The 25,650-nt window shown below is 46.4% G+C and carries 24 protein-coding genes; 1 reads left to right on the forward strand and 23 read right to left on the reverse strand.

Annotated features, from left to right (window positions below; genetic code table 11):
• Positions 1–24: 24 nt before the first annotated feature.
• The 5 genes from topA to WA407_RS04700 form a co-directional block, all read right to left on the reverse strand.
• Entirely contained in the window at positions 25–2,127 is a 2,103-nt protein-coding gene (gene topA, locus WA407_RS04680) for a type I DNA topoisomerase (protein WP_336076877.1), read from the reverse strand.
• Positions 2,128–2,412: 285 nt separating this feature from the next.
• Positions 2,413–3,531 carry a DNA-processing protein DprA gene (gene dprA / locus WA407_RS04685; RefSeq protein ID WP_336076878.1) on the reverse strand — a complete coding sequence of 373 codons (1,119 nt, stop codon included), beginning with the start codon at positions 3,529–3,531 and terminating at the stop codon, positions 2,413–2,415.
• A 227-nt stretch (positions 3,532–3,758) separates the two neighbouring features.
• Positions 3,759–4,688 carry a succinate--CoA ligase subunit alpha gene (gene sucD, locus WA407_RS04690; protein ID WP_336076879.1) on the reverse strand — a complete coding sequence of 310 codons (930 nt, stop codon included), beginning with the start codon at positions 4,686–4,688 and terminating at the stop codon, positions 3,759–3,761.
• Between the two features lie 49 nt (positions 4,689–4,737).
• Entirely contained in the window at positions 4,738–5,898 is a 1,161-nt protein-coding gene (gene sucC / locus WA407_RS04695; protein ID WP_053325253.1) for an ADP-forming succinate--CoA ligase subunit beta, read from the reverse strand.
• Positions 5,899–6,235: 337 nt separating this feature from the next.
• Entirely contained in the window at positions 6,236–6,706 is a 471-nt protein-coding gene (locus WA407_RS04700) for a MarR family winged helix-turn-helix transcriptional regulator (RefSeq protein WP_069291720.1), read from the reverse strand.
• A 147-nt stretch (positions 6,707–6,853) separates the two neighbouring features.
• Here WA407_RS04700 and WA407_RS04705 point away from each other — a divergent pair, with 147 nt between their 5' ends.
• Complete coding sequence (locus tag WA407_RS04705; RefSeq protein ID WP_069291719.1) at positions 6,854–7,282, forward strand: organic hydroperoxide resistance protein; 429 nt, start codon at positions 6,854–6,856, stop codon at positions 7,280–7,282.
• A gap of 369 nt (positions 7,283–7,651) precedes the next feature.
• Here the strand turns inward: WA407_RS04705 and WA407_RS04710 are convergent, their stop codons facing one another.
• From WA407_RS04710 to smc, 18 genes are all read right to left on the reverse strand, one after another.
• The gene (locus WA407_RS04710; RefSeq protein WP_336076881.1) at positions 7,652–9,271 is read right to left on the reverse strand and encodes a YifB family Mg chelatase-like AAA ATPase; all 1,620 of its coding nucleotides are present in this window, start codon (positions 9,269–9,271) and stop codon (positions 7,652–7,654) included.
• A 163-nt stretch (positions 9,272–9,434) separates the two neighbouring features.
• The gene (locus tag WA407_RS04715; RefSeq protein ID WP_025723284.1) at positions 9,435–9,986 is read right to left on the reverse strand and encodes a nitroreductase family protein; all 552 of its coding nucleotides are present in this window, start codon (positions 9,984–9,986) and stop codon (positions 9,435–9,437) included.
• Positions 9,987–10,141: 155 nt separating this feature from the next.
• On the reverse strand, positions 10,142–10,525 hold the full coding sequence (locus WA407_RS04720) for a YraN family protein (protein WP_061831853.1): 384 nt from the start codon (positions 10,523–10,525) through the stop codon (positions 10,142–10,144).
• Positions 10,525–10,824 carry an EscU/YscU/HrcU family type III secretion system export apparatus switch protein gene (locus WA407_RS04725; RefSeq protein ID WP_023988176.1) on the reverse strand — a complete coding sequence of 100 codons (300 nt, stop codon included), beginning with the start codon at positions 10,822–10,824 and terminating at the stop codon, positions 10,525–10,527. Before WA407_RS04725 ends, WA407_RS04720 begins: the two co-directional genes overlap by 1 nt.
• On the reverse strand, positions 10,821–12,938 hold the full coding sequence (locus WA407_RS04730; protein WP_336076883.1) for a DNA ligase: 2,118 nt from the start codon (positions 12,936–12,938) through the stop codon (positions 10,821–10,823). The genes WA407_RS04725 and WA407_RS04730 overlap by 4 nt, the downstream gene beginning before the upstream one ends.
• 90 nt (positions 12,939–13,028) lie before the next feature.
• Positions 13,029–13,676 carry a ribonuclease HII gene (locus tag WA407_RS04735; RefSeq protein WP_235308116.1) on the reverse strand — a complete coding sequence of 216 codons (648 nt, stop codon included), beginning with the start codon at positions 13,674–13,676 and terminating at the stop codon, positions 13,029–13,031.
• 209 nt (positions 13,677–13,885) lie between these two features.
• Positions 13,886–14,746 carry a ribosome biogenesis GTPase YlqF gene (gene ylqF / locus WA407_RS04740; protein WP_235308115.1) on the reverse strand — a complete coding sequence of 287 codons (861 nt, stop codon included), beginning with the start codon at positions 14,744–14,746 and terminating at the stop codon, positions 13,886–13,888.
• Positions 14,747–14,832: 86 nt separating this feature from the next.
• Positions 14,833–15,459, reverse strand: coding sequence for a signal peptidase I (gene lepB, locus WA407_RS04745; RefSeq protein WP_061832000.1), 627 nt, complete (start codon positions 15,457–15,459; stop codon positions 14,833–14,835).
• 101 nt (positions 15,460–15,560) lie between these two features.
• Positions 15,561–15,905, reverse strand: a complete 345-nt coding sequence (gene rplS, locus WA407_RS04750; RefSeq protein WP_010346403.1) for a 50S ribosomal protein L19 — start codon at positions 15,903–15,905, stop codon at positions 15,561–15,563.
• 224 nt (positions 15,906–16,129) lie between these two features.
• Entirely contained in the window at positions 16,130–16,948 is an 819-nt protein-coding gene (gene trmD / locus WA407_RS04755; RefSeq protein WP_061832001.1) for a tRNA (guanosine(37)-N1)-methyltransferase TrmD, read from the reverse strand.
• Positions 16,948–17,463: a ribosome maturation factor RimM gene (gene rimM, locus WA407_RS04760; RefSeq protein ID WP_069291714.1), complete on the reverse strand. Its 516-nt coding sequence runs from the start codon at positions 17,461–17,463 to the stop codon at positions 16,948–16,950. Before rimM ends, trmD begins: the two co-directional genes overlap by 1 nt.
• Positions 17,464–17,560: 97 nt before the next feature.
• Positions 17,561–17,791 (reverse strand): KH domain-containing protein, encoded by a 231-nt coding sequence (locus tag WA407_RS04765; protein ID WP_013309863.1) that lies wholly within the window; start codon positions 17,789–17,791, stop codon positions 17,561–17,563.
• 23 nt (positions 17,792–17,814) lie between these two features.
• Positions 17,815–18,087, reverse strand: a complete 273-nt coding sequence (rpsP, locus tag WA407_RS04770) for a 30S ribosomal protein S16 (RefSeq protein ID WP_013309862.1) — start codon at positions 18,085–18,087, stop codon at positions 17,815–17,817.
• Between the two features lie 67 nt (positions 18,088–18,154).
• Positions 18,155–19,531, reverse strand: a complete 1,377-nt coding sequence (gene ffh, locus WA407_RS04775; RefSeq protein WP_061832003.1) for a signal recognition particle protein — start codon at positions 19,529–19,531, stop codon at positions 18,155–18,157.
• A gap of 51 nt (positions 19,532–19,582) precedes the next feature.
• Positions 19,583–19,951 (reverse strand): putative DNA-binding protein, encoded by a 369-nt coding sequence (locus tag WA407_RS04780; RefSeq protein WP_069291713.1) that lies wholly within the window; start codon positions 19,949–19,951, stop codon positions 19,583–19,585.
• 166 nt (positions 19,952–20,117) lie between these two features.
• Complete coding sequence (gene trhA, locus WA407_RS04785) at positions 20,118–20,768, reverse strand: PAQR family membrane homeostasis protein TrhA (protein ID WP_013309859.1); 651 nt, start codon at positions 20,766–20,768, stop codon at positions 20,118–20,120.
• A gap of 161 nt (positions 20,769–20,929) precedes the next feature.
• Positions 20,930–21,946 (reverse strand): signal recognition particle-docking protein FtsY, encoded by a 1,017-nt coding sequence (gene ftsY / locus WA407_RS04790; RefSeq protein WP_336076884.1) that lies wholly within the window; start codon positions 21,944–21,946, stop codon positions 20,930–20,932.
• Between the two features lie 38 nt (positions 21,947–21,984).
• Entirely contained in the window at positions 21,985–25,554 is a 3,570-nt protein-coding gene (gene smc / locus WA407_RS04795; protein ID WP_336076885.1) for a chromosome segregation protein SMC, read from the reverse strand.
• Positions 25,555–25,650 lie beyond the last annotated feature (96 nt).

The raw sequence follows: 25,650 nt of genomic DNA on the forward strand, positions 1-25,650 counted from the left end.
TAAATCCCCCTGCTATTGTTGTTCTTAAGAAGTCTCTACGCTCTCATCGCTCTCTTCCAGCATTTCGCTGTGATCGCAGACCGTACAGTTGAGCTTCGTCCCTTGTTTTGTACGTTTTTCGACCATTAGGCTACTGCAACTTGGGCAAGGCTTAATGGACGGTTTATCCCAGGAAACAAAATCACATTCCGGGTAGCGGTCACATCCATAGAAGATACGTCCCTTTTTACTCCGTCGTTCGACGACATGGCCCTCACCGCATGAAGGACAATTAATCCCGATATCCTTAACAATTGGCTTTGTGTTACGGCAATCTGGAAAAGCAGAACAGGCCAGGAATTTACCAAATCGGCCAAGCTTATACACCATTTGGCTGCCACACTTATCACAAATGACATCGGATACTTCATCTTTTATTTCAATTTCTTTCATTTCTTCTTCAGCCACTTCAAGTCGCTTCTCGAATGACTCGTAAAAGTCACTCAACACCTTGACCCAATTACCTTCGCCTTCTTCGACGTGGTCAAGATCACCTTCCATATTAGCTGTAAACTCCACATTCAGTATCTCTGGAAAGAACTCCTCCATCTGTTCGATGACCAATTCGCCCAGCTCTGTAGGGAAAAATTTCTTTTCTTCAATAGCAACGTACCCACGTTTCTGAATGGTTTCCAGCGTTGGTGCATACGTACTTGGACGTCCTATACCCAGTTCTTCCAGCGTCTTCACCAGTCGCGCTTCCGTATAACGGGGAGGCGGTTGTGTAAAATGCTGCTTCGGCTCAACCGCTTCTTTTTTTAATTTATCGCCTGGTTGAAGTGGTGGCAGCAGTTTATCTTCTTCGGTTTTACCGTCGTCATTTCCCTCTACATACACTTTCATGAAACCTGGAAAACGAACCTTAGAACCTGCTGCCCGGAATATCGTCTCACCCGCTTCAATATCTACGGACAAAGTATCCATAATAGCAGATGCCATCTGGCTGGCCATGAAACGTTCCCATATCAATTTGTACAAACGGAACTGATCCCGACTCATAAACGGCTTAACTGTTTCCGGATCGCGTAACGCAGAGGTTGGGCGAATCGCTTCATGCGCATCCTGGGCGTTGGCCGCTTTTTTTGAATATTGACGAGGAGTTTCAGGTACAAAAGCTTCGCCATATTTTTGAATAATTAATTCTTTCGCTTCCTCTTGAGCTGAAGCGGCGATCCGTGTGGAATCCGTACGCATATACGTAATCAGACCCACGGTCCCTTCTTTTCCTAAATCCACACCCTCATATAGCTGCTGAGCTACAGACATCGTTTTAGATGCACGGAAGTTGAGCTTCCGAGCCGCCTCCTGCTGCAAGGAACTTGTTGTGAATGGAGGAGAAGGATTGCGTAAACGCTCTTTCTCTTTCACTTCGCGCACCTTGTAAGACGATTTTCCGATAGCTTCCAACACTTCTTGTACATCCGCTTCGCTGGAGAGCTCTTTCTTTTCACCGCGCAGCTTATGAAATTTCGCTTCAAAGGTGCTGTCTTTAATAGCTAGTTTAGCTGTAATCGTCCAGTATTCTTCCGGTACAAACTCACTAATTTCGTTTTCCCGGTCCAAAATAATTTTCACCGCAACCGACTGCACCCGCCCAGCGGATAGACCCTTTTTTACCTTTTTCCAGAGCAACGGGCTGATTTTGTAGCCAACAAGTCGATCCAGTATCCGTCGTGCCTGCTGAGCATTGACCAAATCCATATTGATTTTACGGGGTGTTTTAAAAGCATCTTTGACAGCCTGCTTCGTAATTTCATTAAATACAACACGGCAATCTGCTGTATCGTCCAGTTCCAGCGCATGTGCCAGATGCCAGGCAATAGCCTCACCTTCGCGATCCGGGTCAGCCGCCAGATATACTTTTTTTACTTTTTTTCGGGCATCCTTTAATTCTTTTAGAATTGAGCCTTTACCTCGAATGGTAATGTATTTGGGATTAAAATCATTTTCGACCTCTACGCCGATCTGACTCTTCGGTAAATCCCTGATATGACCCATGGAAGCCTTGACGATATATTTGCTGCCTAAGTATTTGCCGATCGTCTTCGCCTTGGAAGGCGATTCCACGATGACGAGTGAATCCGCCATAGGCTCTTCCTCCTCTCAATTACACACATGAATATGATAGACTTCCTGAAATGTGGTGAGTTATGACGCGGAGAGCGCTTCACAGATTGGTCATTTTTCCAGATCGCTGTACTTGCTCAGAAAGATTCCATCTGCTCCGCTGCTGCGAGTCATAATGTCAACACATTTCAGGAAGTGGGGAAGGAGTAGGAGTCCGCGACGCGGATGAATGCCATACTGCCCTCCACCTGATGTTTAAAATTGAATTTGTGCATTTACTAACTAAGGACTTTGCAAAAACAACTACTAAATAAGCTTGTATTTTGTGCCCGCTAGCTGGGCGATCCTTTTTTTTATGATTAACGATAACAGAACTGCGTGTAAAAGTCCAAAATCCCATGCCGTAGCATCAAGCAGTTCATCCAGTGTCATGGTTCCCTGTTCGAGCAACAGTATGACACGGTTTTCCTCAGAAGTCTCACTTTCTGGCACTTTGGAGACCTGCTTCAGATTAAGACTCTGCTCTCTATTGTATGAAGAAACCTCCCTTGTACGCAAATCTGCTTCATACTCCTCAATAATATCCGAAGCTTCAGTGACTGTTTTAGCTCCTTGCTTAATCAAGCTCAGCGTGCCTCTACTCTTCGGTGACGTAATGGGTCCGGGAACAGCAAACACATCTCGATTTGCCTCTAACGCAGCATCAGCTGTAATCAAGGAGCCGCTTCTTGCATCTGCTTCGACGACGAGCGTTCCCTTCGTTAGGCCAGCTATAATCCGATTACGTTGTGGAAACATTCCCGGATGTGACCTCGTGCCTGGAGGATACTCCGATACGATCAATCCTTTGCTAGCCATCTCTGCAAATAAAGACGCATTTTGGGGAGGATAAATTTGATCAATCGCTGTTCCCAGTACACCAATCGTGTTTCCTCCCCGGCGCAGGGCTGTTTCGTGACAAATACTGTCAATTCCTCTCGCCAATCCGCTAACTACTGTAATCCCTGCATAACATAATCCCTCTGTTAGTATCTCCGCTGCTCTACGTCCATAAGCGGTGGGAACGCGAGTTCCTACCATGGCTACAGAACATGTATGCAAAAGTGATTTATCCCCTTTTGTATACATTACCCAAGGTGGGTCAACTGTTTCCTTCATTAATAGGGGATAATCCTCGTCCACATAAGTTACCGTCCCAATATCACCGGATAGAACTCGCTGATATCGCTCATGCACCCATTCTTCATCGTAACACTGAGCCGCAATTCGTGCCTGAGCAGGGCTTAACCCTATCTCCATCCACTTTTGTTCGCTAAAATGCAGTAGCTCATGCAATCGATAGTCACTCGACCAAATACGCTGAATTGTTTTTCTTCCGATTCCCTCTAACTCATGCAAGCCTAACAAAAGCCATCTTTCTTCCAAACTATGGTTCCCCCATTCACGGAAGAGTGAACCCTCCCTTATTTTGTGGCACAATGAATCATTTTGCAAGCGTTTCCCTGACAAGTCTGTCTTAACGCAAAAAAAGCAACCTTTTCATCCCCTGTTTCAGAAGATAAAAAGGTTGCTTACCTTTCTTTCATTATACACTAGCCTGCGGCAAATTTCGATGCAGTTTTATGGCCTGTATATTAATGAAGAAACACGATTTAATGTGTCGTACACAATTTCAAAATACCACGTGCTTCCAGCACACTTACCAGTGTCGAGCCCATTTCGGAAGGAGTCGGTGCCACCTTGATCCCGCAGGCTTCAAGCGTGGCAATTTTCTCTTTGGCCGTTCCTTTTCCACCAGAAATAATGGCGCCTGCATGCCCCATCCGTTTGCCAGGAGGCGCGGTCACACCGCCGATAAAACCAACTACTGGCTTCGTCATATTGTCCCTGATCCACTCAGCAGCCTCTTCCTCGGCTGTACCCCCAATTTCTCCGATCATAATGACAGCGTGAGTGTTGGGGTCCTCATTGAAACGTTGCAAAATGTCAATGAATTCTGAACCTTTAACGGGGTCACCGCCAATACCAACCGCGGAAGATTGTCCTATACCTCGGGTCGTTAACTGATGCACTGCTTCATAGGTCAAAGTACCACTACGTGACACAACACCTACATGACCTGGTAGATGAATGTAACCTGGCATAATACCGATTTTACATTCTCCTGGCGTAATAACGCCTGGGCAGTTAGGGCCAATCAGAACGGTCTTTTTACCTTCCATAAAACGTTTGACCCTGATCATATCAAGCACCGGAATGCCCTCCGTGATACAAATCACGAGATCTAGTTCCGCATCTACAGCCTCCAAAATGGAATCTGCTGCAAAAGCCGGTGGCACGTAAATCACGCTCGCTGTTGCGCCAGTAGCTTCCTTGGCTTCGCTTACGGTGTTAAACACTGGCAATTTGACCTGTTGTCCGTTCTCCAGCGTAATTTCTACCTCGGTGCCCCCCTTACCTGGAGAGGTGCCACCTACCATTTGTGTACCATAATCAAGTGCACCCTTGGCATGAAACAACGCCGTTTTTCCCGTAATCCCCTGTGTAATCACCTTTGTATGCTTATCGACCAAAATACTCACGATCTTCACATCCCCTATCGTTTATTCGGCATATCGGAATGCAAACAGGCTATTGAACAAGTTCGACGATTTTTTGGGCGCCATCCGCCATGGAATCCGCTGCTACGATATTCAAACCGGATTCCGCTAAAATCTGTTTGCCGAGCTCAACATTTGTCCCTTCAAGACGGACAACAAGCGGACGAGTCAGCCCCAACTGTTTGGCAGCCTCCACGACGCCGTTCGCAATGATGTCACACTGCATAATTCCGCCGAAAATGTTCACGAAAATACCTTCTACCTTCGGATCGGACAAAATGATTTTGAACGCTTCGGTTACCTTTTCCGTCGTCGCACCGCCCCCTACGTCCAGGAAGTTGGCCGGATCGCCACCGTAATATTTGATAATATCCATGGTTGCCATCGCCAAGCCCGCACCATTGACCATACAGCCAATATTTCCGTCCAGAGCGATATAGCTTAGATCATATTTAGATGCCTCAATTTCCTTCTCGTCCTCTTCATCCAAATCACGCAATTCCAAAATATCCTTGTGACGGAACAACGCATTAGAATCAAAATTCAGTTTGGCATCCAACGCCAGTACATTCCCATCACCCGTAACGACTAAGGGATTGATTTCTGCAATCGAACAGTCCTTGTCCACAAAAGCTTCGTATAGCGCCAGCATAAACTTGACCGCTTTGTTTACCAGTTCATTTGGAATATTAATGTCATACGCCAACTTACGGGCCTGATACACCTGAAGCCCAATCGCTGGATCAACAACCGCTTTAAAAATCTTCTCCGGAGTGGCTGCAGCCACCTCTTCGATTTCCGTACCACCTTCTTCTGAGGCCATCATTACGATACGTCCAGTCGCACGATCTACGACAACGCCGACGTAATATTCTTTACGAATATCGCAGCCTTCCTCAACCAAAAGGCGTTTGACCTCTTTACCTTCAGGTCCAGTCTGATGCGTCACCAGCACCTTACCCAAAATTTCAGAAGCAAAAGTCCGCACCTCATCCAAACCTTTGGCAACTTTCACGCCACCCGCTTTACCGCGTCCACCAGCATGAATTTGTGCTTTCACCACCGTAACAGCGCTTCCAAGCGATTCTGCCGCCGCAACGGCTTCCTCCACCGTATAGGCAACCTTACCGTTCGGTACAGCCACTCCGTACTGCTTCAATACTTCTTTACCCTGATATTCATGGATATTCATTCTGGAATCCTCCTATCAACATGACTGCAACAAGGGCGGTTCACAAGGAAATCTATACTAAACCTACATCATTGTAACATGTTTTTAAAACGCTTTCCTTATAATTTAGCCTCATGAATTACAGTATTTTGATATCATTATCATTCCCAAAATCGAATGTTTGGATATTATTGGATATTTCTCTTAATACAAATTCACACAAAAAAAGCACCTCTACAACATGGGATTACCTAATCCACATTAAGAGGCACTTTAATTCTTCAAGCATTATTAGGTATTTTTTCTTTCAGCTGAGAACACTCATGCCATAAGATTCGCAAGAGCAACTGAAAACACCTTATGATTTTTCAATTTGCACATTAGCTTGATGAACACGATCGAGCAGATCATTGAACTGGAGCAGAAGCGACCCAAATTGATCATGAGTCATACTTGTTTTTTCCTGGATGCATCCTGGTACGGACAGAGCTTTTTCCCGTAATGCGCTTCCCTCTGTCGTCAAAGAAATCAGCACCTTACGCTCATCCTGAGTGGAACGCTTTCGATCGATAAGCCCGGCGTTCTGCAATCTCTTCAATAGCGGAGTTAGTGTGCCGGAGTCCAAATATAGTGCCTCACCCAATTCCTTCACTGTACACTCTTCACGCTCCCAGAGCACGATAAGTACCAAATATTGCGAGTACGTCACACCGAGCTTTTCCAGATAAGGCTGGTATAGCTTCGTAATCTCTCTGGAGCATGCATATATGGCAAAGCATAACTGATTATCAAGTTTCAACGCTGTACCTTCATTAGGATTGTCTTCCATGCTGTCTGATCACCTACTTTCGTCATTATTTTAGCACATTATATAATAAAATACATGCTAATTGCACAAAATACTTTACAAACAATAATTATTTTGATAAATTAAATTGTGTAAAATATAATTTGAGCGAGAGGCAGTGATTGGATTATGATGACCATTCAACAAAAAATGTATGAAACAACAGTAAAAGCGGTTGGTGGACGTAACGGTTATATCGAGTCTTCTTCCCCTGAACTCCGTTTAGATATCGATACCCCAAAAGAAATGGGCGGCGCAGGCGGTGCAGGTACGAATCCAGAGCAATTGTTCGCAGCAGGCTATTCCGCTTGCTTTGACAGTGCCTTAAATATGGTTGCTCGCATGCAACGTATTAAGCATGAAGGTACTGAAGTAACAGCTACGGTCCATTTCGGCAAAGTGGAAGACGGCGGCTTCGGAATCGGAGTAAGTCTCGACGTACTGGTAAAAGGCGTCGATCATGAAACTGCAGTAAAACTGGTGGAAGGCGCACATGAACAATGTCCATACTCCCGCGCTACCCGCGGTAATATTGAAGTGAAACTGAACGTTTTGTAACTTAGATTTTCTTTAGCACATGTAGGGGACGTCTTCATCTCTCTTCATGGATTCAATAGTTTCGTTAGAATGAATTTCACAACAAGCCCCTCAACCGTTTTTGTCGAGGGGCTATTATCCTTTCAGCTATCCCTTCGTTAAAGACTGTTTGTTTTTTTTCCATCAAGTAACATGGGAGATGATGTATAAACGTATATACAAAATTGATATACTCATAGTATAATCACTATTGTCATAATCTTATTTTTCTTCTCCAGATCTTTATTGTCTGGAGCTTTTTTTGTCCTTTTTCCATTTTCTATTGTACATACGCTTTGGAAAACTCTTTCATAAAAATGATCGTGTTATAGCTACTATTTTATCGCCTTTTTAACTTTCGGGAAAACTGGCATTTGCTCTATCCATATGGCGGTATTGAATAGCTTCAGCCACATGTGAAGTCAAAATTTTCTCTGAGTCATGTAAGTCTGCAATGGTACGCGAAAGCTTGAGAATTCGATCATACGCGCGCATGCTTAAACCGAGTGCGTCCATTGTCTGGTCAAGCAACTCTGCTGCATTTTTTTCTAATACGGCATATTTACGCAGCATTTGACCAGACAGCTCACTATTCCATGAAAAGGGAAGCTTGCTGTATCTGTGGATTTGTATCGCTTGAGCAGCCAGCACCTGCCTTCGCATTTCAGCGGACGACAATGATTCTTTTTCCTCCCGCCAATCCTTCGGCTGCGATACTTCAAGCTGAAGATCAATCCGATCCAGCAGTGGACCAGAAATACGTGAACGGTAGCGGGCTACTGCTGCAGGTGAACAGGTACAGCGCTGATGTTCCGTGTCATTACCGAAAAAACCACAGTGACATGGATTTAAGGAGGCGGCAAGTAAAAAATGCGCTGGATACTTAAAAACTGCACGTGAACGACTGATCGTAACATTGTGATCTTCCAAAGGCTGGCGCAGCACTTCTAGCACATGACGGCTAAATTCAGGCAACTCATCCAGAAATAAAATCCCCCGATGCGCAAGACTGATTTCTCCTGGTTTGGGTATACCTCCCCCGCCCACCAAACCAGCAGCAGAGATCGTATGATGAGGCGAACGGAAGGGACGAATATTCATCAGATGGGGCGATGACTCCTTCCACTTCCCGGCAGCGCTGTATACTTTGGTGACTTCAAGCGCCTCCTTTTCAGTCAAAGGCGGAAGGATAGATGGCAATCTGCGGATGAGCATCGTTTTTCCAGCCCCCGGCGGTCCCATAAGCAAGATATTATGCATTCCGGCTGCAGCGATAACTAACGCACGTTTGGCGTGCAGCTGGCCCAGTACATCGCTGTAATCCTCCATATTGCTAGTTATCTCTTTTTCCTCACACAGCGGGATATGCTCTGCTTGAGGTAAATGGGCATAGGACTGGATCATGACCTGTTTACTAGCAGTACAATTCTGATTTGTCGCTTGGCTATCAACAGTCCCCTGTGCATGATCTTCAATCGGGATAAGATCTGCTAGATGACGTATAGCGTAAATACGTATACCCGTGATCAGACGAGCCTCGTTGGCGTTTTCCTTGGGGAGCAGCACGGAATGGAATCCTTCTCGCTTGGCCAAATCAACCATGGACAGCACCCCATTCACAGGACGAATGCTGCCATCCAGCGCCAGCTCGCCAATAAACAGCGTCCGTTCTCCCACTGGTAAAACGACCTGTTCACTGGTTGTCAGCAACCCTAAAGCGATAGCAAGGTCAAAAGATGAACCTTCCTTACGCAAATCAGCAGGAGCTAAATTAATCGTGACACGCTGGGACGGATATTTAAAGCCGCAGTTTTTGATTGCTGCTCTGACACGCTCCACTGCCTCTCGAATCGCCGAATCCGGCAATCCTATAATCGCTGTCTGAGGCAAGCCATTGGACAAATCAATCTCAACTTCAATCAGAACGCCATCTATTCCATACAAACAAGCCCCGTGTAATTTTCCATACATATCAAAAAGCACCTCTCCTCATATTGGAATGCTCCCTCTCGGGAATCATTGCATATATGAAAAAAGGTGCTTCCAAATTTTCATTCTTTGCAAATGTGATGTTCGAAATTTTAGCTTCGGACCATGCTTTCAAAATTCTTGACTAAGTTTATCTGACGACAGATTATTTGTCAAACAAGGTCAGCTTATCGGCTGCCGGAGTACGTGGTCTTGATTCTGGGATAACGTCAGGATAGCCTGCATATATCATTCCTATTACCTTCTCACCCGGTTGAATTCCCAAGTGCTCACGGAACTTAGGCGAATACAAAAATGGCTTTGTCACCCAAAACGTTCCGATTCCTTTGCTCCATGCGGCAAGCATAAAGTTTTGTACAAGCGCGCTGACCGCTGCAAAATCCTCATCCCAAACCGCTTGACGCGGGTCTTCTTCCAATACTACTAAAAGCTGGATCGGGTTGTGCAAAATGCCGCTCTCAAACTTGTTGTCCTTACCAATATCGGCTGCAATTGCTTTTGCAAGCTTTTTCCGTCCTTCACCAGCAAACAACAGAAAACGCCACGGTTCACGCATTTTATGATTAGGAGCCCACACAGCGACGTCCAGCAGTTCTTTGATCGTATCTACCGGAATGGAGTCGGATTTAAATCGTTTAATCGTCCGGCGTTCCTGAATTACATCTATGACATGTTCACTAAAGGTATGCTTTGTCACGTAAATCCTCCTTCACAGGTACAACTTCTAGATATTCATTTTAAGATGAAAATGATAACTATTCTCAATAAAATATACCTGTAGCTTTCATTCCTGTCAACCTGCACATATGAATTCAGTCCCGCACTCTTACCTTTGAATAAGCTCTTACTCGTTTAAAATGCGCCTATTAAATGGTCCGTAACAACTGCCTTTTCGTCAGTTAATTGTACAGAAATCATGTCAAAGCGGATTGGAGCTTCTCCAATCCCGTTCATGTGCAAATATACAGCGGCTGTTTGGCGAACTTGGGCTATTTTACGCGCAGTAACTGATTCTGCTGGCGTTCCATACTTGGAGCTACTTCGACTACGTACCTCAATAAACACGAGTGTATGCTCCTGCTTGGCAATCAGATCTATTTCACCACTGCGGCATCGCCAATTACGCTCTATGATACGGTAACCCAAGTTTTCTAAAAACAAAGCCGCTGCCTCTTCGCCCATCGCTCCTTTGGCTTTCCGTTGATCCTTGCCTCCAGCCTTCATTTCATTCGACATCACCAGTCATCCCTTGATGCAAGCCTATCCATTTGATATATATAGGTAAGCACCTCTGCCACCAACTGATAGAGCTCAGCAGGAATTTGTTCGTCCAAATCGAGTTTGGATAGTACTTCAACCAGCGCGGCATCCTCCTGTACTGGAACACCATGTTCTTTAGCTTTTTCTAAAATGCTATCCGCAATACGGCCGCTCCCTTTGGCAACGACAATCGGTGCTTCGCTCTCACCAGGCGTATATTTAAGGGCGACCGCCTTCTTTATGGAAGGAGAAGGAGGTTCCAACGGCTCTTTCATATTTTAAGATCGACTCCTTTATACGGCTGAGGCACATAGCTTTGTACTTCAGAAGAGGCGAGACTGTTCTGTTCAGTCCTTATGGGCATAGGCTCGGTACGAAGCGATAGAAGTTGGTATCCTAGTGACTCCAACGCTGTGTGAATGGACTCACGCCCACTGGATAACAACGAAGCCGCCCATTCATGATCATTATGGAGCTTAACACTTACAATCCGATCTACAACCTGGACATCTACCAGGGTCGCTCCAAGTCCCTTCATGTCCAAATCAAACCAAAGACGACAGTTGGAGGCGTCCAGCTCTCCACGTTTGCCGCGGCGGGACTGAATCTGGATCGTAGCTGTTTCACGACCATCCGGTCCAACGAACGGTATAAACATGTGTACTTGGGCAAAAGGCGCCGTTCGGTCTGTGTTGAGCAGCAACTGCTGACCTGTCAGGTGCTGTACAACCTGCTGAGCCGCCTCTTTCAAAGCAGGCGGCAGATCGTCACTGCTCATCAGCTGGAGCAGCGCCCCTTTTACGGTGGCTGCGTCTGCTGACACCGTGTCCCCAGCCGCAGCCGCTAATCCCGGCAGCGGCTGCGGCGTTCCCTCTGGCGGCTCCATACGTGCCGCCGCCCCTTGCGCGACCTGTGTAGTCGCGCGGTGTACTTGCTGCTCGTGCTCTGCACCGAGCAGCTTCAGTACGCGGCCCACCCACGGGTCCTCCGTGGGGCTGAGCTGCGGGCTGGACGCCGCAGGCTGCGATGCAGCGGCGTCTGCGGCCCGCGAGGCGCTAGCCATTGGCTGCGCCACTTCCGTTGCGGGCTGCTCCGGCGCAGCCGTGCTCAGTGGGGGCGGCACCGCCGCGCGTAGCTCTTGCAGCAACGTGCGCAGCCGCTGGAGCGTCACCTCTGGCGCAGCAGTGTTACCTGCTGTGGATTGCGGCACAGGGGCACCAGCCTGCTGTGCCGTGGGACGGTCAGCCATGGCCGCGGTTAAGGCTGTCTTTGCCCCCACAGGTTCTGCCGTGGCAGCCGCTGGAGCGCCATCCGCATCCTTAAGTTGTGTGCTTGACGCAGTAGCTTGCTGTGACTGTGACTGCTCCACTCTAGTGCGAGAACCCTTTAATGCATCAGCACCCGATTCTTGAGCATTTACGCTAGCTTCCGATGCCACTGTCGCTCCGCGTCCATTGACTGTCTCCGCTTCTCCTGGAGCAGTCCCTTTGGCTGCAGATGTAGCCCCCGTTGCAGTATCTGAATCTGTTGCCAAAGCACTCGCTTCACTCACTGCAGCAGCAAGGTTGGCTGCTTGAGTCCCTTTTAACAATTCCTTACCGCCTGTGGTTTGTCCAGCTTCTGCCTGCTTTACAGCGGTAGAAGCATCCTTGGACAATATAGGAGCTTGGCCTTCCTGTCCATCTACAACCACCCCGGAAGAAGCACCTGTTGGACTAGCAGACATTCGATCAGCGCTCTTTATAGCTGTTGATTCCCCCACTGAACGGTCAGTGGGTATTCCCTGTCCTGGCTGCTTTAATACCGCTTCAAGCTCTTGCTCCAGCGAAGACAACAGATCATTTAAAGGAGGCCCAAACATCGCTTGACGCAATCCGTTTATGCTTTCTGCCGTCAATGGAAGTCCCCGCTGAAAGGCAACTGCCGCCGCCTGCACAAACGTTCCCAATTGTACATTGCCGTTTTGCTTCGCCATAGCTTCTCGCAAAGACGCAGCATTTTCCGATGTCAACGGCACACCGTTCTTTTGCATTGCCTGTATAAGCTCCCTGTTCTGAGCTGTATCCGGCAGTCCCACCGATTCCAATACATCTGTCAGCGCTACGGTTTGCTGTGGTGTATTAGTCACATCGTTCAGAGGCTTAAGCACCGTCATTCCGCTGGGGGAAGCCGGTTGAACCTGAAACGTTGTAGTCTGTCCAGGTTGAAGAGGGGTCTCCAGCTTTGCCCTGACCTGAGAACCTTGTATTTGCAACACAGCCTCGCTGCCGTCCTCAGACACCTTTAGCACGACTCCTCGTACAACCTGACCTGGCTGCATATCAAGTTTTTTAGCCTCTCCAGCCTTCACATCTCCAAGTAATCCACGAAATACAGATCCGATGTTCATATCGCCCCTCCTCTCACTCTCCCCCATTCAAAGGGGCTTATGGTATTAGTTATGCTTTATATCGGCATTATCCCGATTCATAATAAGTAACTACAGATCAAACAGCGTCGGTTGCTCCGTCAACAAATTGCCCAGAAAGCTGCGTCTATGCATCTTTGTAGGTCCTAGCGCCAAAATTTGTTCCCTGTGTAACTTGGTAGCGTAACCTTTATGTATACCGATCCCATATTCCGGATACTTCGCATCCCATTCACCTTTGCACAGCCGATCACGGGTTACCTTGGCGATGATAGAGGCCGCCGCAATAGACTGACTGTTGGCATCTCCTTTAATAATAGAGAGTTGAGGAATAGACACATCTACCTTTTCTGCATCCACCAGTAAATAATCAGGAGACACATGTAAAGCCTCAATAGCCTGCTTCATAGCCAAACGGGCTGCTTGCTTAATATTGATATCATCAATTGTCTGCGCGTCTACATAGCCAACTCCTACAGCAATGGCCTTCTCCATAATTAGCTCGTAGTATGCTTCTCTCTTCTTGTCCGTCAATTTTTTGGAATCATCCACACCTTCCAGTAACTCACCCACTGGTAAAATGACTGCTGCGGCCACAACATCACCAAACAGGCATCCACGACCTACCTCGTCAATACCTGCAATCCGCTCACAAGACTGCTCCCAGCATTTTTTTTCATAATGTAGCATGTCCTTCACTACATTCTTTTTATCTTCCATATTCAATACCTGCCCATCTATATGTAGTTTAACGCGTCATTCATGCCGTAGCTCTAGCGATTGAATTCAGCTTACCACAGACCTTCATCGTCCAAAACCCTTTTCTAACTGCCTTCAAATACCAAAAAAACCTTCCTCCTCTCCGGAGAGATGGGGAAGGTTCTTCCTTGCCACAAAATGCTATGTTCTCTATCGGTGTACCAGTAGAATCAGTAAGGAGCTTCCAAACTGAACCGTCCCAGCTTCCCTGCACGCAGCTCACGCAAAATGATTTTTGACGCCTTTTCGAGATCCACACGTCCGCCGCTAACAATACAGCCACGTTTACGTCCGATCGCTTCCATGACGTTGACAATTTCATCAGGATTTTCTGTATCTTCAGGACGTTCGGTGAGCTCAAAGCGCTCTGCCAGTGCGTCCCAATAGTACTGAACCAAATATTTAGTCGCAAAAAAGGCAATATCCTCGACATTCAGAATTTCTTCCTTGATCGCACCTGTAACTGCCAGACGATAGCCTACATTCTGATCCTCAAATTTAGGCCATAGAATCCCTGGTGTATCCAGCAATTCAATTTCTCCAATCTTGATCCACTGCTGTGCCTTCGTTACCCCTGGACGGTCACCCGTAGCTGCAATATTACGTCCCGCCATTCGGTTGATCAGTGTCGATTTGCCGACATTCGGAATACCAACAATCAACCCACGCATAGGACGCGGATTCATTCCCTTCCTAATCTGCCGATCTATCTTTTCCTTAAGCAGCAGCTTGGCCTGAATTGGAATTTCTTTTAGTCCCGTCCCAGTTGTGGCATCCACCGGAATGGCCACATGCCCCTGCTCCTTAAAATAGGCAATCCATTGCTGTGATACTACCGGGTCCGCCAAATCTGCTTTATTCAAAATAATCATTCGCGGCTTGCCTTGCAAAATATCATCAATCATTGGATTTCGGCTAGAGAGCGGCAATCGAGCATCAATCAGCTCAATGACCAAATCAATTAACTTTAATTTTGCTTCAATTTGGCGGCGCGCTCTGGTCATATGACCAGGAAACCATTGAATCGTCACCGTCATCACCCCATTGATCGTAACTCCTACTTTTACCCTTAGGCTCTTAGTTAGGATTACGGCAGCTATGCTGCTTATTAGTTATTCTAGTGGTTAATCCACTGCATATCTTTCGCCGGCCAGAAAATAACGTCAGCCCGACCTACAACTTCCTTCAAATCAATATATCCAATCATCCGACTGTCTGTACTATTGGAACGATTATCTCCCATTACAAAAATATGCCCCGCCGGAACTTTTCCATCCTTAAATTTCTCATTTGGAAAATTTGTAAACTTGTTGTAAAGTTCACCATTTTGGTGCGCTTCTTCTAAAGGAGCTTTCAAGTAAGATTCCTGAATCGGCTTACCATTTACTGTAATCGTGTCACCTTCTACCTTGACCGTATCTCCTTCAACAGCAATGACGCGTTTGATAAAGTCTCTTCCTTCCTCCGGCACATGAAACACGATCACTTCCCCTGGTTTAGGGGCACGGAAATCATACAAAATCTCATTTACAATGACGCGTTCTCCGGTATGAAAGTTAGGCTGCATCGACGGGCCATCCACAATAAACGGCTTAAAGAGAAGCCAGCGGATTAAAAAGACAAGCACTAACGCAATAATGATGGCCTTGAGCCACTCAAAAATCTCATTTTTTGGTTTACGCTTGGGCGTACCATCCTGTTCAGTTGGCTGCTGTACAGCTCCTTGTCCTACTTCTTGCTCCATAGCTCACTGTCCTCTCTTTACGGTCAATAATCCACAGTTCCCTATGTACGTAGAAAAAACGAAAGGAGCTTGTAACCAAGCCCCTTTCGTTATTCGTTGTATTAACGACGAATTTCTTTAATTCTCGCTGCTTTACCGCGCAGTTCACGAAGATAATAAAGCTTCGCACGACGCACTTTACCACGGCGAGCCACGTCGATTTTATCGATTTTCGGGGAATGAAGCGGGAAAGTTCTTTCCACACCTACACCGTAAGAAATTTTACGAACTGTAAAAGTCTCACTGATTCCACCACCACGGCGTTTAATGACAACACCTTCAAACAACTGGATACGCTCACGAGTTCCCTCAATAACTTTCACGTGCACTTTCAAAGTGTCACCAGGACGAAAGTTAGGCAAATCTTTACGCAGTTGTTCTTCAGTGATCGCTTGGACGATATTCATCTATGACTCCCTCCTTCCGTACAGGTGTTCATGCTTCTTCTGGAAACACAACCGTTTCCTTCATCATCCACAGAGGACCACCGTATTACACACAACAGATGTATTGTATCATGGAGGATACCGCATTGCAACAACAAAAAGGGATTTGACCAAACATTATTTAATTGACTCCATTATAAAACAGGTCACTCCCTGCTTTCAAATCCACTCATGCCTAAGACGCTTTATTGCTTATCGCCCAAACAGTCAGATTTGCGCTGCTCCTCAACCCACACGCGCTCCTTGCCTGTCAGTTCAACCTGTTCCAACAGGTCTGGTCGGCGTTCCATCGTGCGACGTAACGCCTCTTGGCGTCTCCAAGAATCAATATTGACGTGATGCCCTGACAGGAGTACATCAGGAACTTTCCAGCCCCGAAACTCCGCAGGCCGGGTATAATGGGGGTACTCCAGCAACCCGGTACTAAACGAGTCCGTTACCGCACTCGTTTCGTTCCCCAGCACTCCTGGTAGCAACCGTGTCACACTGTCAATGACGGCCATGGCTGGAAGCTCACCACCAGTCAACACATAGTCTCCGATAGAAAGCTCATCCGTCACCAAATGCTCTCGAATACGCTCATCATAACCCTCATAATGCCCACATATAAAAATAAGATGGTCCTCTTTGGCCAGCTCTTCCGCTTTCTTTTGCGTAAAAGTCTCGCCTTGTGGACACATCAAAATGATACGCGGAGATTTTATGTCTGTGTTACGTTCTATCCCTTCATGTTGAATAACTTCGTCGGCAGTTTCTAATGTTGATTCCTCTGATTTATCCAACAGCGCTTCCACGGCAGCAAAAATAGGGTCAGGCTTCAAAACCATGCCGCCCCCACCGCCATAGGGCGTATCATCCACTTGTCCATGCTTATTGCCGGCATACTGACGAAAATTAACCGCTTGCAGTGATACAATTCCCTTATCCCTTGCTTTTCCCAGAATGCTTGCATTAAATACTCCGTCAAACATCTCTGGAAACAGGGTCAGCACATCTACCCGCATTACAGCAGACCTTCCATTAACCGTACCGTAACCCGTTTTTCGCGCACGTTTACATCCAAAATAACATCCTCTATATACGGCAATAGCAGTTCCTTGCCTTTAGGCATTTTGACTACCCATACATCATTGGCTCCCGGAGTCAAAATTTCTTTGACCACGCCGAGCTCATTTCCGTCTTCGGTCACCACTTCCATGCCGACTACTTCATGAAAATAGAATTCATTTTCTTCCAATTCGCCTAACCGCTCAGCAGATACCTTCAACAAAGTACCTTTATATTTTTCAACTTCATTGATATTGTGATATTCCTTAAATTTAGCGACAACCATATTTTTTTGAAAACGCGCTGTTTCAATAGTTACGGGAATCGGGGCTTTACCTTCAGCCGGGACAATCAAAAGTTCACTACCTTTAGCAAAGCGATCCTCTGGGAAATCTGTCGTCGTTAATATTTTAAGCTCCCCACGGATTCCATGGGTGTTCACAATTTTTCCGACATTAAACAATTGTTGCATCATGTTCCTCCTGCTTGTTATCGGTCCCGCTCCATATCATCTTCATCATGTACGAAAAAGGGTTAGGACATACATCCTAACCCACTTTCGTATATCTTTAAGATATGATGTCTACGGTAACCCGTTTATCCATCTTAACGGCTGCTGATGCAACCACAGTGCGAAGCGCCTTGGCGATACGACCCTGCTTACCAATGATTTTGCCTACATCCTCAGGATGCACACTAAGCTCATATACAACAAGCCGATCCTTCTCCAAGGTCTTCACGGTCACATCTTCCGGATGATCGACTAAAGCCTTAGCAATGATTATCACTAATTCTTCCATGGTTGACCCTCCGTATCAGCACCTTATTTCTGTAGTTTAGACTCATGAAACTTTTTCATTACGCCCGCTTTGCTAAGCAAGTTACGGACTGTGTCGGATGCTTGTGCACCATCTTGCAACCATTTCAGCGCTTTATCTTCATCAATTTTTACAACCGCTGGTACTGTGATTGGGTTGTAGTAACCGATTTCTTCGATAAAACGACCGTCACGCGGGGAACGAGAATCAGATACCACGACGCGATAGAAAGGAGCTTTATGTGCACCCATACGTTTCAGACGAATACGAACTGCCACGAAAATTCACCTCCTTCAAAAAGTAGACTGTATATTGTTATCCCATAATTCCAAGGGCCTATTGGCCTTAGCGGAAAGGAAACTTCATACCTTTACCCATACTCTTCAACTGCTTCATAGCCTTGTTTTTTCCACCCTTAGGTCCCATCATATCTGAGAACTGCTTCATCATACGACGCATTTCGTCAAATTGCTTTATCAGACGATTTACCTCAGCCAGTGATGTTCCACTGCCTACAGAAATACGTTTGCGTCGGCTATGATTAATCATGTCTGGGTTTTGCTTTTCCTGTGTGGTCATAGAATGAACGATAGCCTCAATCCGGCCCATCTGTTTGTCATCCACTTTGATATCTTTCATTTGCTTCATGTTGCCCATACCGGGAATCATATCAAGAATCTGGTCGATTGGGCCAAGCTTCTTAACTTGATCCATTTGCTCCAGAAAATCTTCAAAAGTAAACTCGGCATTACGCATTTTCCGTTCCATTTCCTTCGCCTTATCGGCGTCGATATTGGACTGCGCTTTTTCAATCAGGGACAACATATCACCCATGCCTAAAATCCGTGAAGCCATCCGTTCAGGATGAAACGGCTCCATCGCATCCAGCTTTTCACCCAATGTAGCAAACTTGATTGGGCATCCCGTCACAGCCTTGACCGATAAAGCTGCACCACCGCGAGTGTCACCATCCAGCTTCGTCAATACAACTCCCGTTAACTCCAAGCTATTATTAAAGTGCTCCGCCACGTTAACCGCGTCCTGCCCCGTCATGCTATCTACAACCAGTAGAACTTCATCCGGGTTGACGTTGGTATGAATCTGGCGCAACTCTTCCATGAGCTCTTCATCAACATGAAGACGACCAGCAGTATCTATAATAACGTAGTCATTACCATTATCCTTAGCATGCTGCAAACCCTGTTTTGCAATTTCTACCGGGCTTGTCTGATCTCCCAGTGTAAATACAGGAGTATTAATCTGCTCCCCAAGAACCTGAAGCTGCTTGATCGCGGCTGGTCTATAAATATCACCAGCTACAAGCAATGGACGATGATTTTGCTTTTGCAGCAATTTCGCCAGTTTACCAGACGTCGTCGTCTTACCTGCGCCCTGGAGACCCACCATCATAATGACCGTAGGCGGTTTGTTTGCTTTGGCAAGCTTGGCCTGACTGCCACCCATCAACTCGGTCAGTTCTTTGTTCACGATGTCGATGATGACCATGCCTGGCGTAAAGCTGTCCATCACTTCCTTACCAACGGATTTCTCCTTTACCTTGGCAATAAAGTCCTTTACAACCTTGAAGTTAACGTCCGCCTCAAGCAAAGCTAATCGTACTTCACGCATCGCCTGAGCTACATCATCCTCAGACACTTTTCCTTTACCGCGCAGTTTACTGAATACATTTTGCAAGCGAGTCGATAATCCTTCAAATGCCATACTTTCGCACCTCCTTGTCTACCAGGGTTGTTTGTTCTTAATCTATATGTCCTACAGTTCCTGCAGGCGATTTACAATTTGATGAACATGTTGCAGAATGCCTTCATCGGACTCACCGATTTTACCGAATGCCTCATACAACGTCTTATTTAATTCTTCGAGATCTTGGATTCTACGCTCATACTTGCTTAGCAAACCAAGCTTTTCCTCGTACATTTCCAATACCTGTTCAGCACGTTTAATATGTTCATATACTGCCTGACGGCTAATTTGAAATTCCGATGCGATTTCCCCTAAAGAAAAATCATCATGGAAGTAATATTTTAAAAACATCTGTTGCTTCTCTGTAAGCAGAGGTTCATAGAAGTCAAACAGTCGGTTAATCCGGTTTGTCTTTTCCAGCCGATTCTCCTGACTCATCTTGTATACCTCCATCGTCAAGGAAAAACACTTTACAGTTCTTTTCAACGTTCCTTATGATACATAAAAGAAAAGAAGATGTCAAGCGTTATCCCTTGTCATACAAAAAAAAGCCGATCCACTGCCCTCAAACGGAAGTACGGATCGGCTTTTTGCCCACTGTTACTTAAACCCTTACTGGAGTAAGATACAGCAGAACAGCCAGAAAATGAAGTATACTACCTGCTAAAACAAACAGATGCCAGATCGCATGGTGATATGGAAATGCCCGCCACACATAGAAAATCGTGCCCAACGTATACATAAGACCACCTACGAACAATAACGTCATCCCTCCGGCGGGAACAGTCGCAACCAGAGGATTCCAGGCAATGGTGATGAGCCAGCCCATCACAATGTAAAACACGGTAGACATAAACAGGAAGCGCTTGGTGAAGAACGCCTTGAACAACACACCAAACAGTGCAATCCCCCAAATCACTCCAAACAGTGTCCATCCCAGAGTACCTCGCAGTGCAACGAGCATAAACGGGGTGTAGCTACCTGCAATGAACAGGTAAATGCAGGAATGATCGAATATTTCGAACAAATCCTTCATTTTCCCTTCACGCAGGCTATGAAGCAACGTTGAATTGGTGTACAACAGCAACATCGTAATCCCGTAAATCGTAAAACTGACGACATGCCAAGTGGTTCCTTTCAAGCTAGCAAAAACAATGAGTAACACAAGCGCTGCCACGCTTAAAACGGCTCCAATTCCATGTGTAATGGCGTTGGCTACTTCTTCCCGTCGGGAGTAGGTATAGGTGTTTGCCATCGGTTTTTCACCCGGCTTCCTTATTTATATTTACATACAACATACATTACATATACGGCATCGACAGACCTCTTGCTTTCATTATACATCTGGGCGAACTTGAACAGCAACAGGATGGCTACTTAGTCCCAAACGTAGCATGAAAGCCTACTTTAAACGTATCAGTTCTGTTCTTCCACGTCTGCAGCAGTTGCTTCGACGGTCTCTTCCTGAATCAACCCCGCAAACAACGCATGAACGAATTGCTCGGAATCAAACGGTTGAAGATCATTCACTTTTTCACCTAAGCCCACCAGCTTAACAGGCAAATTCAGCTCCTGACGGATGGCCACAACAATCCCGCCCTTCGCTGTACCATCCAACTTCGTTAGTACCAGCCCGGTTACACCGCTTTTCTCACCAAACAGCTTGGCTTGGTTAAGTGCATTTTGTCCAGTCGTCGCATCAAGTACCAACAACACTTCATGAGGAGCATCTGGAATTTCGCGTTGGATCACGCGGAAAATTTTGTTCAGTTCCTCCATCAGATTGCTTTTATTCTGAAGACGTCCAGCGGTATCACACAACAAAACATCCACTTGACGCTGCTTGGCAGCCTGTACGGCATCAAACATAACCGCAGCCGGATCGGAACCGGATTGCTGCTTAATAACCTCTACACCTGCCCGTTCGCCCCAGACCTCCAACTGTTCAATCGCACCCGCCCGGAACGTGTCTCCGGCAGCCAACAAAACTTTTTTGCCCTCTTGTTTAAAACGGTGAGCTAACTTGCCAATGGTTGTCGTTTTGCCGACGCCATTGACTCCCACGAATAGAATGACTGTAATCCCGTCAGCGCTCATTTTGAGCTGACTATTGTCATTCCCCCGCAGCAACTCGGACAGCTTTTCCGACAATACAGGCTGTAATTCCGATGCGTCCTCAATTTTGCGCTTTTTCACTTCTTCTCGCAGGTCTTCAATGAGGTTCATAACCGTGTTGACGCCTACGTCCGCTCCGATCAGAATTTCTTCCAGTTCCTCATAAAATTCCTCATCAATCTTTTTACGGCGAATCATCAAGTCCGTTACTTTTTCAACAAAACCTTTACGTGTTTTTTCCAAACCATCTTTGAACTGTTTTGTGACAGATTCAGTTTTGTTTGCAATGCTTTCCTTCAATTTCCTAAAGAAACTCATGGATTCCCTCCGTTGGTCTGAAAGTATGTTATTTAATGTCAGGCAATCTCAGCTTCATCGTTGTCTAGCTTGACAGATACGAGTTTGGAAACCCCGCCTTCCTCCATCGTAACCCCGTAAAGCACATCAGATTCTTCCATTGTGCCCTTACGGTGTGTGACTACAATGAACTGTGTCTGCTCCGAGAATTCCCGTAAATACTGGGCAAAACGCACCACGTTTGCTTCGTCCAATGCAGCCTCTACTTCATCGAGTACACAGAATGGAACAGGTTTAACGTGTAAAATGGCAAATAGTAACGCCATCGCTGTTAACGCGCGCTCACCGCCCGACAGCAGCTGCAAGTTTTGCAGTTTTTTGCCCGGTGGCTGAGCTACGATGTCAATTCCCGTCTCCAATAAGCGTTCCGGGTCAAGCAGCACGAGATCAGCACGTCCGCCTCCGAACAGCTTGGAGAATACCGTTCCAAATTCGCGCCGAATAGCATCGAACGTAGCCTTAAAGCGCTTGGACATTTCTTCATCCATTTCACGAATAACCTGATAAAGTGTTGTCTTGGCCTCCACCAAATCAGACTTTTGCTCATCAAGAAACGTATAACGCTCATGCACACGCTGGTATTCTTCAATGGCGCCCAGATTCACCTCACCCAACGCGGAAATACCCCGTTTGAGCCTCTCTACCTCGCTCTGCGTACCTTCAATATCTTCGGGTATAGGGTAACGCTGCTTGGCTAACTCATAGCTGAGTTCATAATCATCACTTAATTTTTTCAGAACGTTTTCCAGTTCCACATCAAGCCGATTTACTCCAATTTCCGTTTGACGAAGCAACTCCTCCACTGACTTGAGCTGAATTCGCTGTTCTTTCGTGTCGTTCTCAGCCACTTCAAGCTTTTTAGACAAGCTGCTGCGTGCAGCCCGTTTGAATTCCAATTGCTGTGCGGCTTCTTCCTTTTTCAAACGGTATTGATTGAGATTTTCAATCTGTTTCACGGTCTCCTGCTCATTGGTCAGCAAATCTGCTTCGATGGAAGCAAGCAAGGTTTTGTTTTGTCTCGAATCCTTACCAAGAGTATCATAATCCCCACGCAATCTGCGCAGCTGCTCTTCCAAAGAAAAGCGCTCTTGGTCCAGCTTTCCTTCTCTTACCTTGAGATTCGTGAGCTCTCCCTGCAGCTGCTCTTTGGCAGACTCGTTGGCTTTACGGGCAAATTCAGCAGCATGAATGGCCTGATGCGTTTTCTTTTCTTCTTCCTCCAACGTAGCCAACTTTACCAACGCTTCTTCACGGGAAGTTTCCAGCTCTTTGATTTCCTGATCAAAGCCCTTTTTCTCCTGACCAGACGCAGCGACCTGCTCCAGAACATGACGAAGTTCATGCTCCAGTTGCTTGAGTTCCATTGCCATCTGCTGCTCTTCACCGCGCTTCACATCGCCGCCCTGGCGCAACTCGTCCAGACGGGTCTGTGTCTCCTCCAACTGGCGTTTGGTATCTATTGCACTCTGGCGCAACCTTGCAATTTGCTGCTCCGTATCTACAATGTCTTGATCCAACTGATCCAGCTGGCGTTTGCGTCCAAGCAGATTAGCATTTTTCTTGAACTGGCTTCCCCCAGTCATGGAACCCCCTGCATTGACAACATCGCCTTCCAAAGTGACAACGCGGTATCTATATTGGCAACGGGCCGCAATACGGTTTGCATCTTCCAACGTACGGGCAATGACCACATTCCCCAAGAGACTGCCTACAATTCCGGCATATCGATCATCATACTGAACAAGATCTGCACCGATTCCGACAAAGCCTTCGGCTCCTTCTGCAATTTGGCGTTCTCCTGCACCGATTTGACGCGGACGAATAACATCCATAGGCAAAAATGTCGCTCTGCCCAGTTGACGTTGCTTTAGAAAACTGATCGCCTGTCTGGATACGGATTCATTTTCCATCACGATATGCTGAACTGAAGCACCCAAAGCGGTTTCCATCGCCTGCTCTAAATGCTCGGGCACCCGAATCAGTTCCGCTACCGCTCCATGCACGCCGTGCAAAGTTTCTTTTCGTGCAGCCTTCAATACCTCTTTAACTCCAAGCATGAAGCCGTCAAAGTCATCCTGCATTTCCTTCATTGTATCTCGCCGTGAAATTTGAGCCTCACGTTTTTGTTCCCATTTACGAACCGTACCCTGGTTTTCTTCCAGTAGTTTTTGCAGGGCCTGGTACTTTTCACTTCCCTGAATATAGCCACTACGCAAACTACTGATTTCCTGCCCCAGCTTCTGAACCGCAGCTTCCAATCCCTTTTTGCGCTGTTCAAGTTGTACTTTCTGGGCTTCCCATTTGCCGGATTCGTCACTTACGCGAGTCACACGCCGTTCTAATGCTTCCTTCTGCTGGTCTGTATAACGAATTTCGTTACGCGCCTGCGCCATCTGATTCATCAGCTCCAGCAGACCACCCTTTAGGCTTTCTTCCTGCTCCTGGCTGATTCCGCCTGTAACACCAATCAGTTTGGCCTCTTCGTCAGACAGCCGCGCACGCAACTCGTCAAGCTCTACATTCAGTGCAGACAGTTTTTCGTTCAGCTGATCCAGTTCACTCCTGCGCTCGGAATGCCGTGATTCGCTTGTGCTAAGTGATAAGATCAATTGTTCCCGATTAGCCTCCAGATTGCGTGTGCGCTCTTTGAGCAATTCGCCGTAGCCTTCACTTTTCTCCGTCGCTTCACTGTATTGCAGCAAATCCCTTTGCAACTGCTCTACCTGCTCTTCCAGCTGGCGCAATTCGTTGCGGTCGCTTTCCAGCATCGCATCATGGCGGGACACCACCGTAGACAACTGAAGCTGCTCCTGCTGCAACAGAGCTAGTTTGGAAGTCGCATCGCTCCACGAAGTATGAATTTGTTCAATTTGATGGACGTACATTGAAATTTCTTTTGATTTCAATTCACCGCGCAGCTCTTTAAAATGAATCGCTTTTTCAGACTGCTCCTTAAGCGGTCCAATCTGATCCTCCAGTTCACTAACCAAATCGTGAATACGCAGCAAATTTTGCTCCGTTTCATCCAGCTTGCGAACCGCATCTTTTTTACGCGATTTATATTTTACGATACCCGAAGCTTCCTCAAAAATACCTCGACGATCCTCAGATCGGGTACTCAGAATTTCTTCAATGCGTCCCTGCCCAATAATTGAATAAGCTTCTTTACCAATGCCTGTATCCATAAACAGCTCTGTAATATCTCGGAGTCTGCATGATTGCCGATTAATGAAATATTCACTATCCCCACTTCGATGTACACGTCGCGTTACCGTGACCTCACCAAAATCCAGAGGCAACGCCTGATCTTCATTATCCAACGTAAGCGATACTTCACCGTAATTAACAGCCTTACGAGCATCACTACCCGCAAAAATAATGTCCTCCATTTTGCCGCCACGCAGTGATTTGGCACTCTGTTCGCCCAGCACCCAACGAATTCCGTCGGAAATATTACTTTTTCCGCTTCCGTTGGGTCCGACGACTGCCGTAATGCCGCGGACAAATTCCATTTCCGTTTTATCTGCAAACGATTTGAAGCCCGCCAGCTCAATGCGCTTTAAAAACATGCTCAATCTCACCTCTAACATTTCAAATATGCTTGTACAACACCGTATACCTGATTGATATGAATTATCCCTATTGTAGCATAAACTAGCTTGTAT

The sequence above is a fragment of the Paenibacillus sp. 203 genome, from assembly GCF_037027525.1.
GTDB classification, from domain to species: domain Bacteria; phylum Bacillota; class Bacilli; order Paenibacillales; family Paenibacillaceae; genus Paenibacillus; species Paenibacillus polymyxa_B.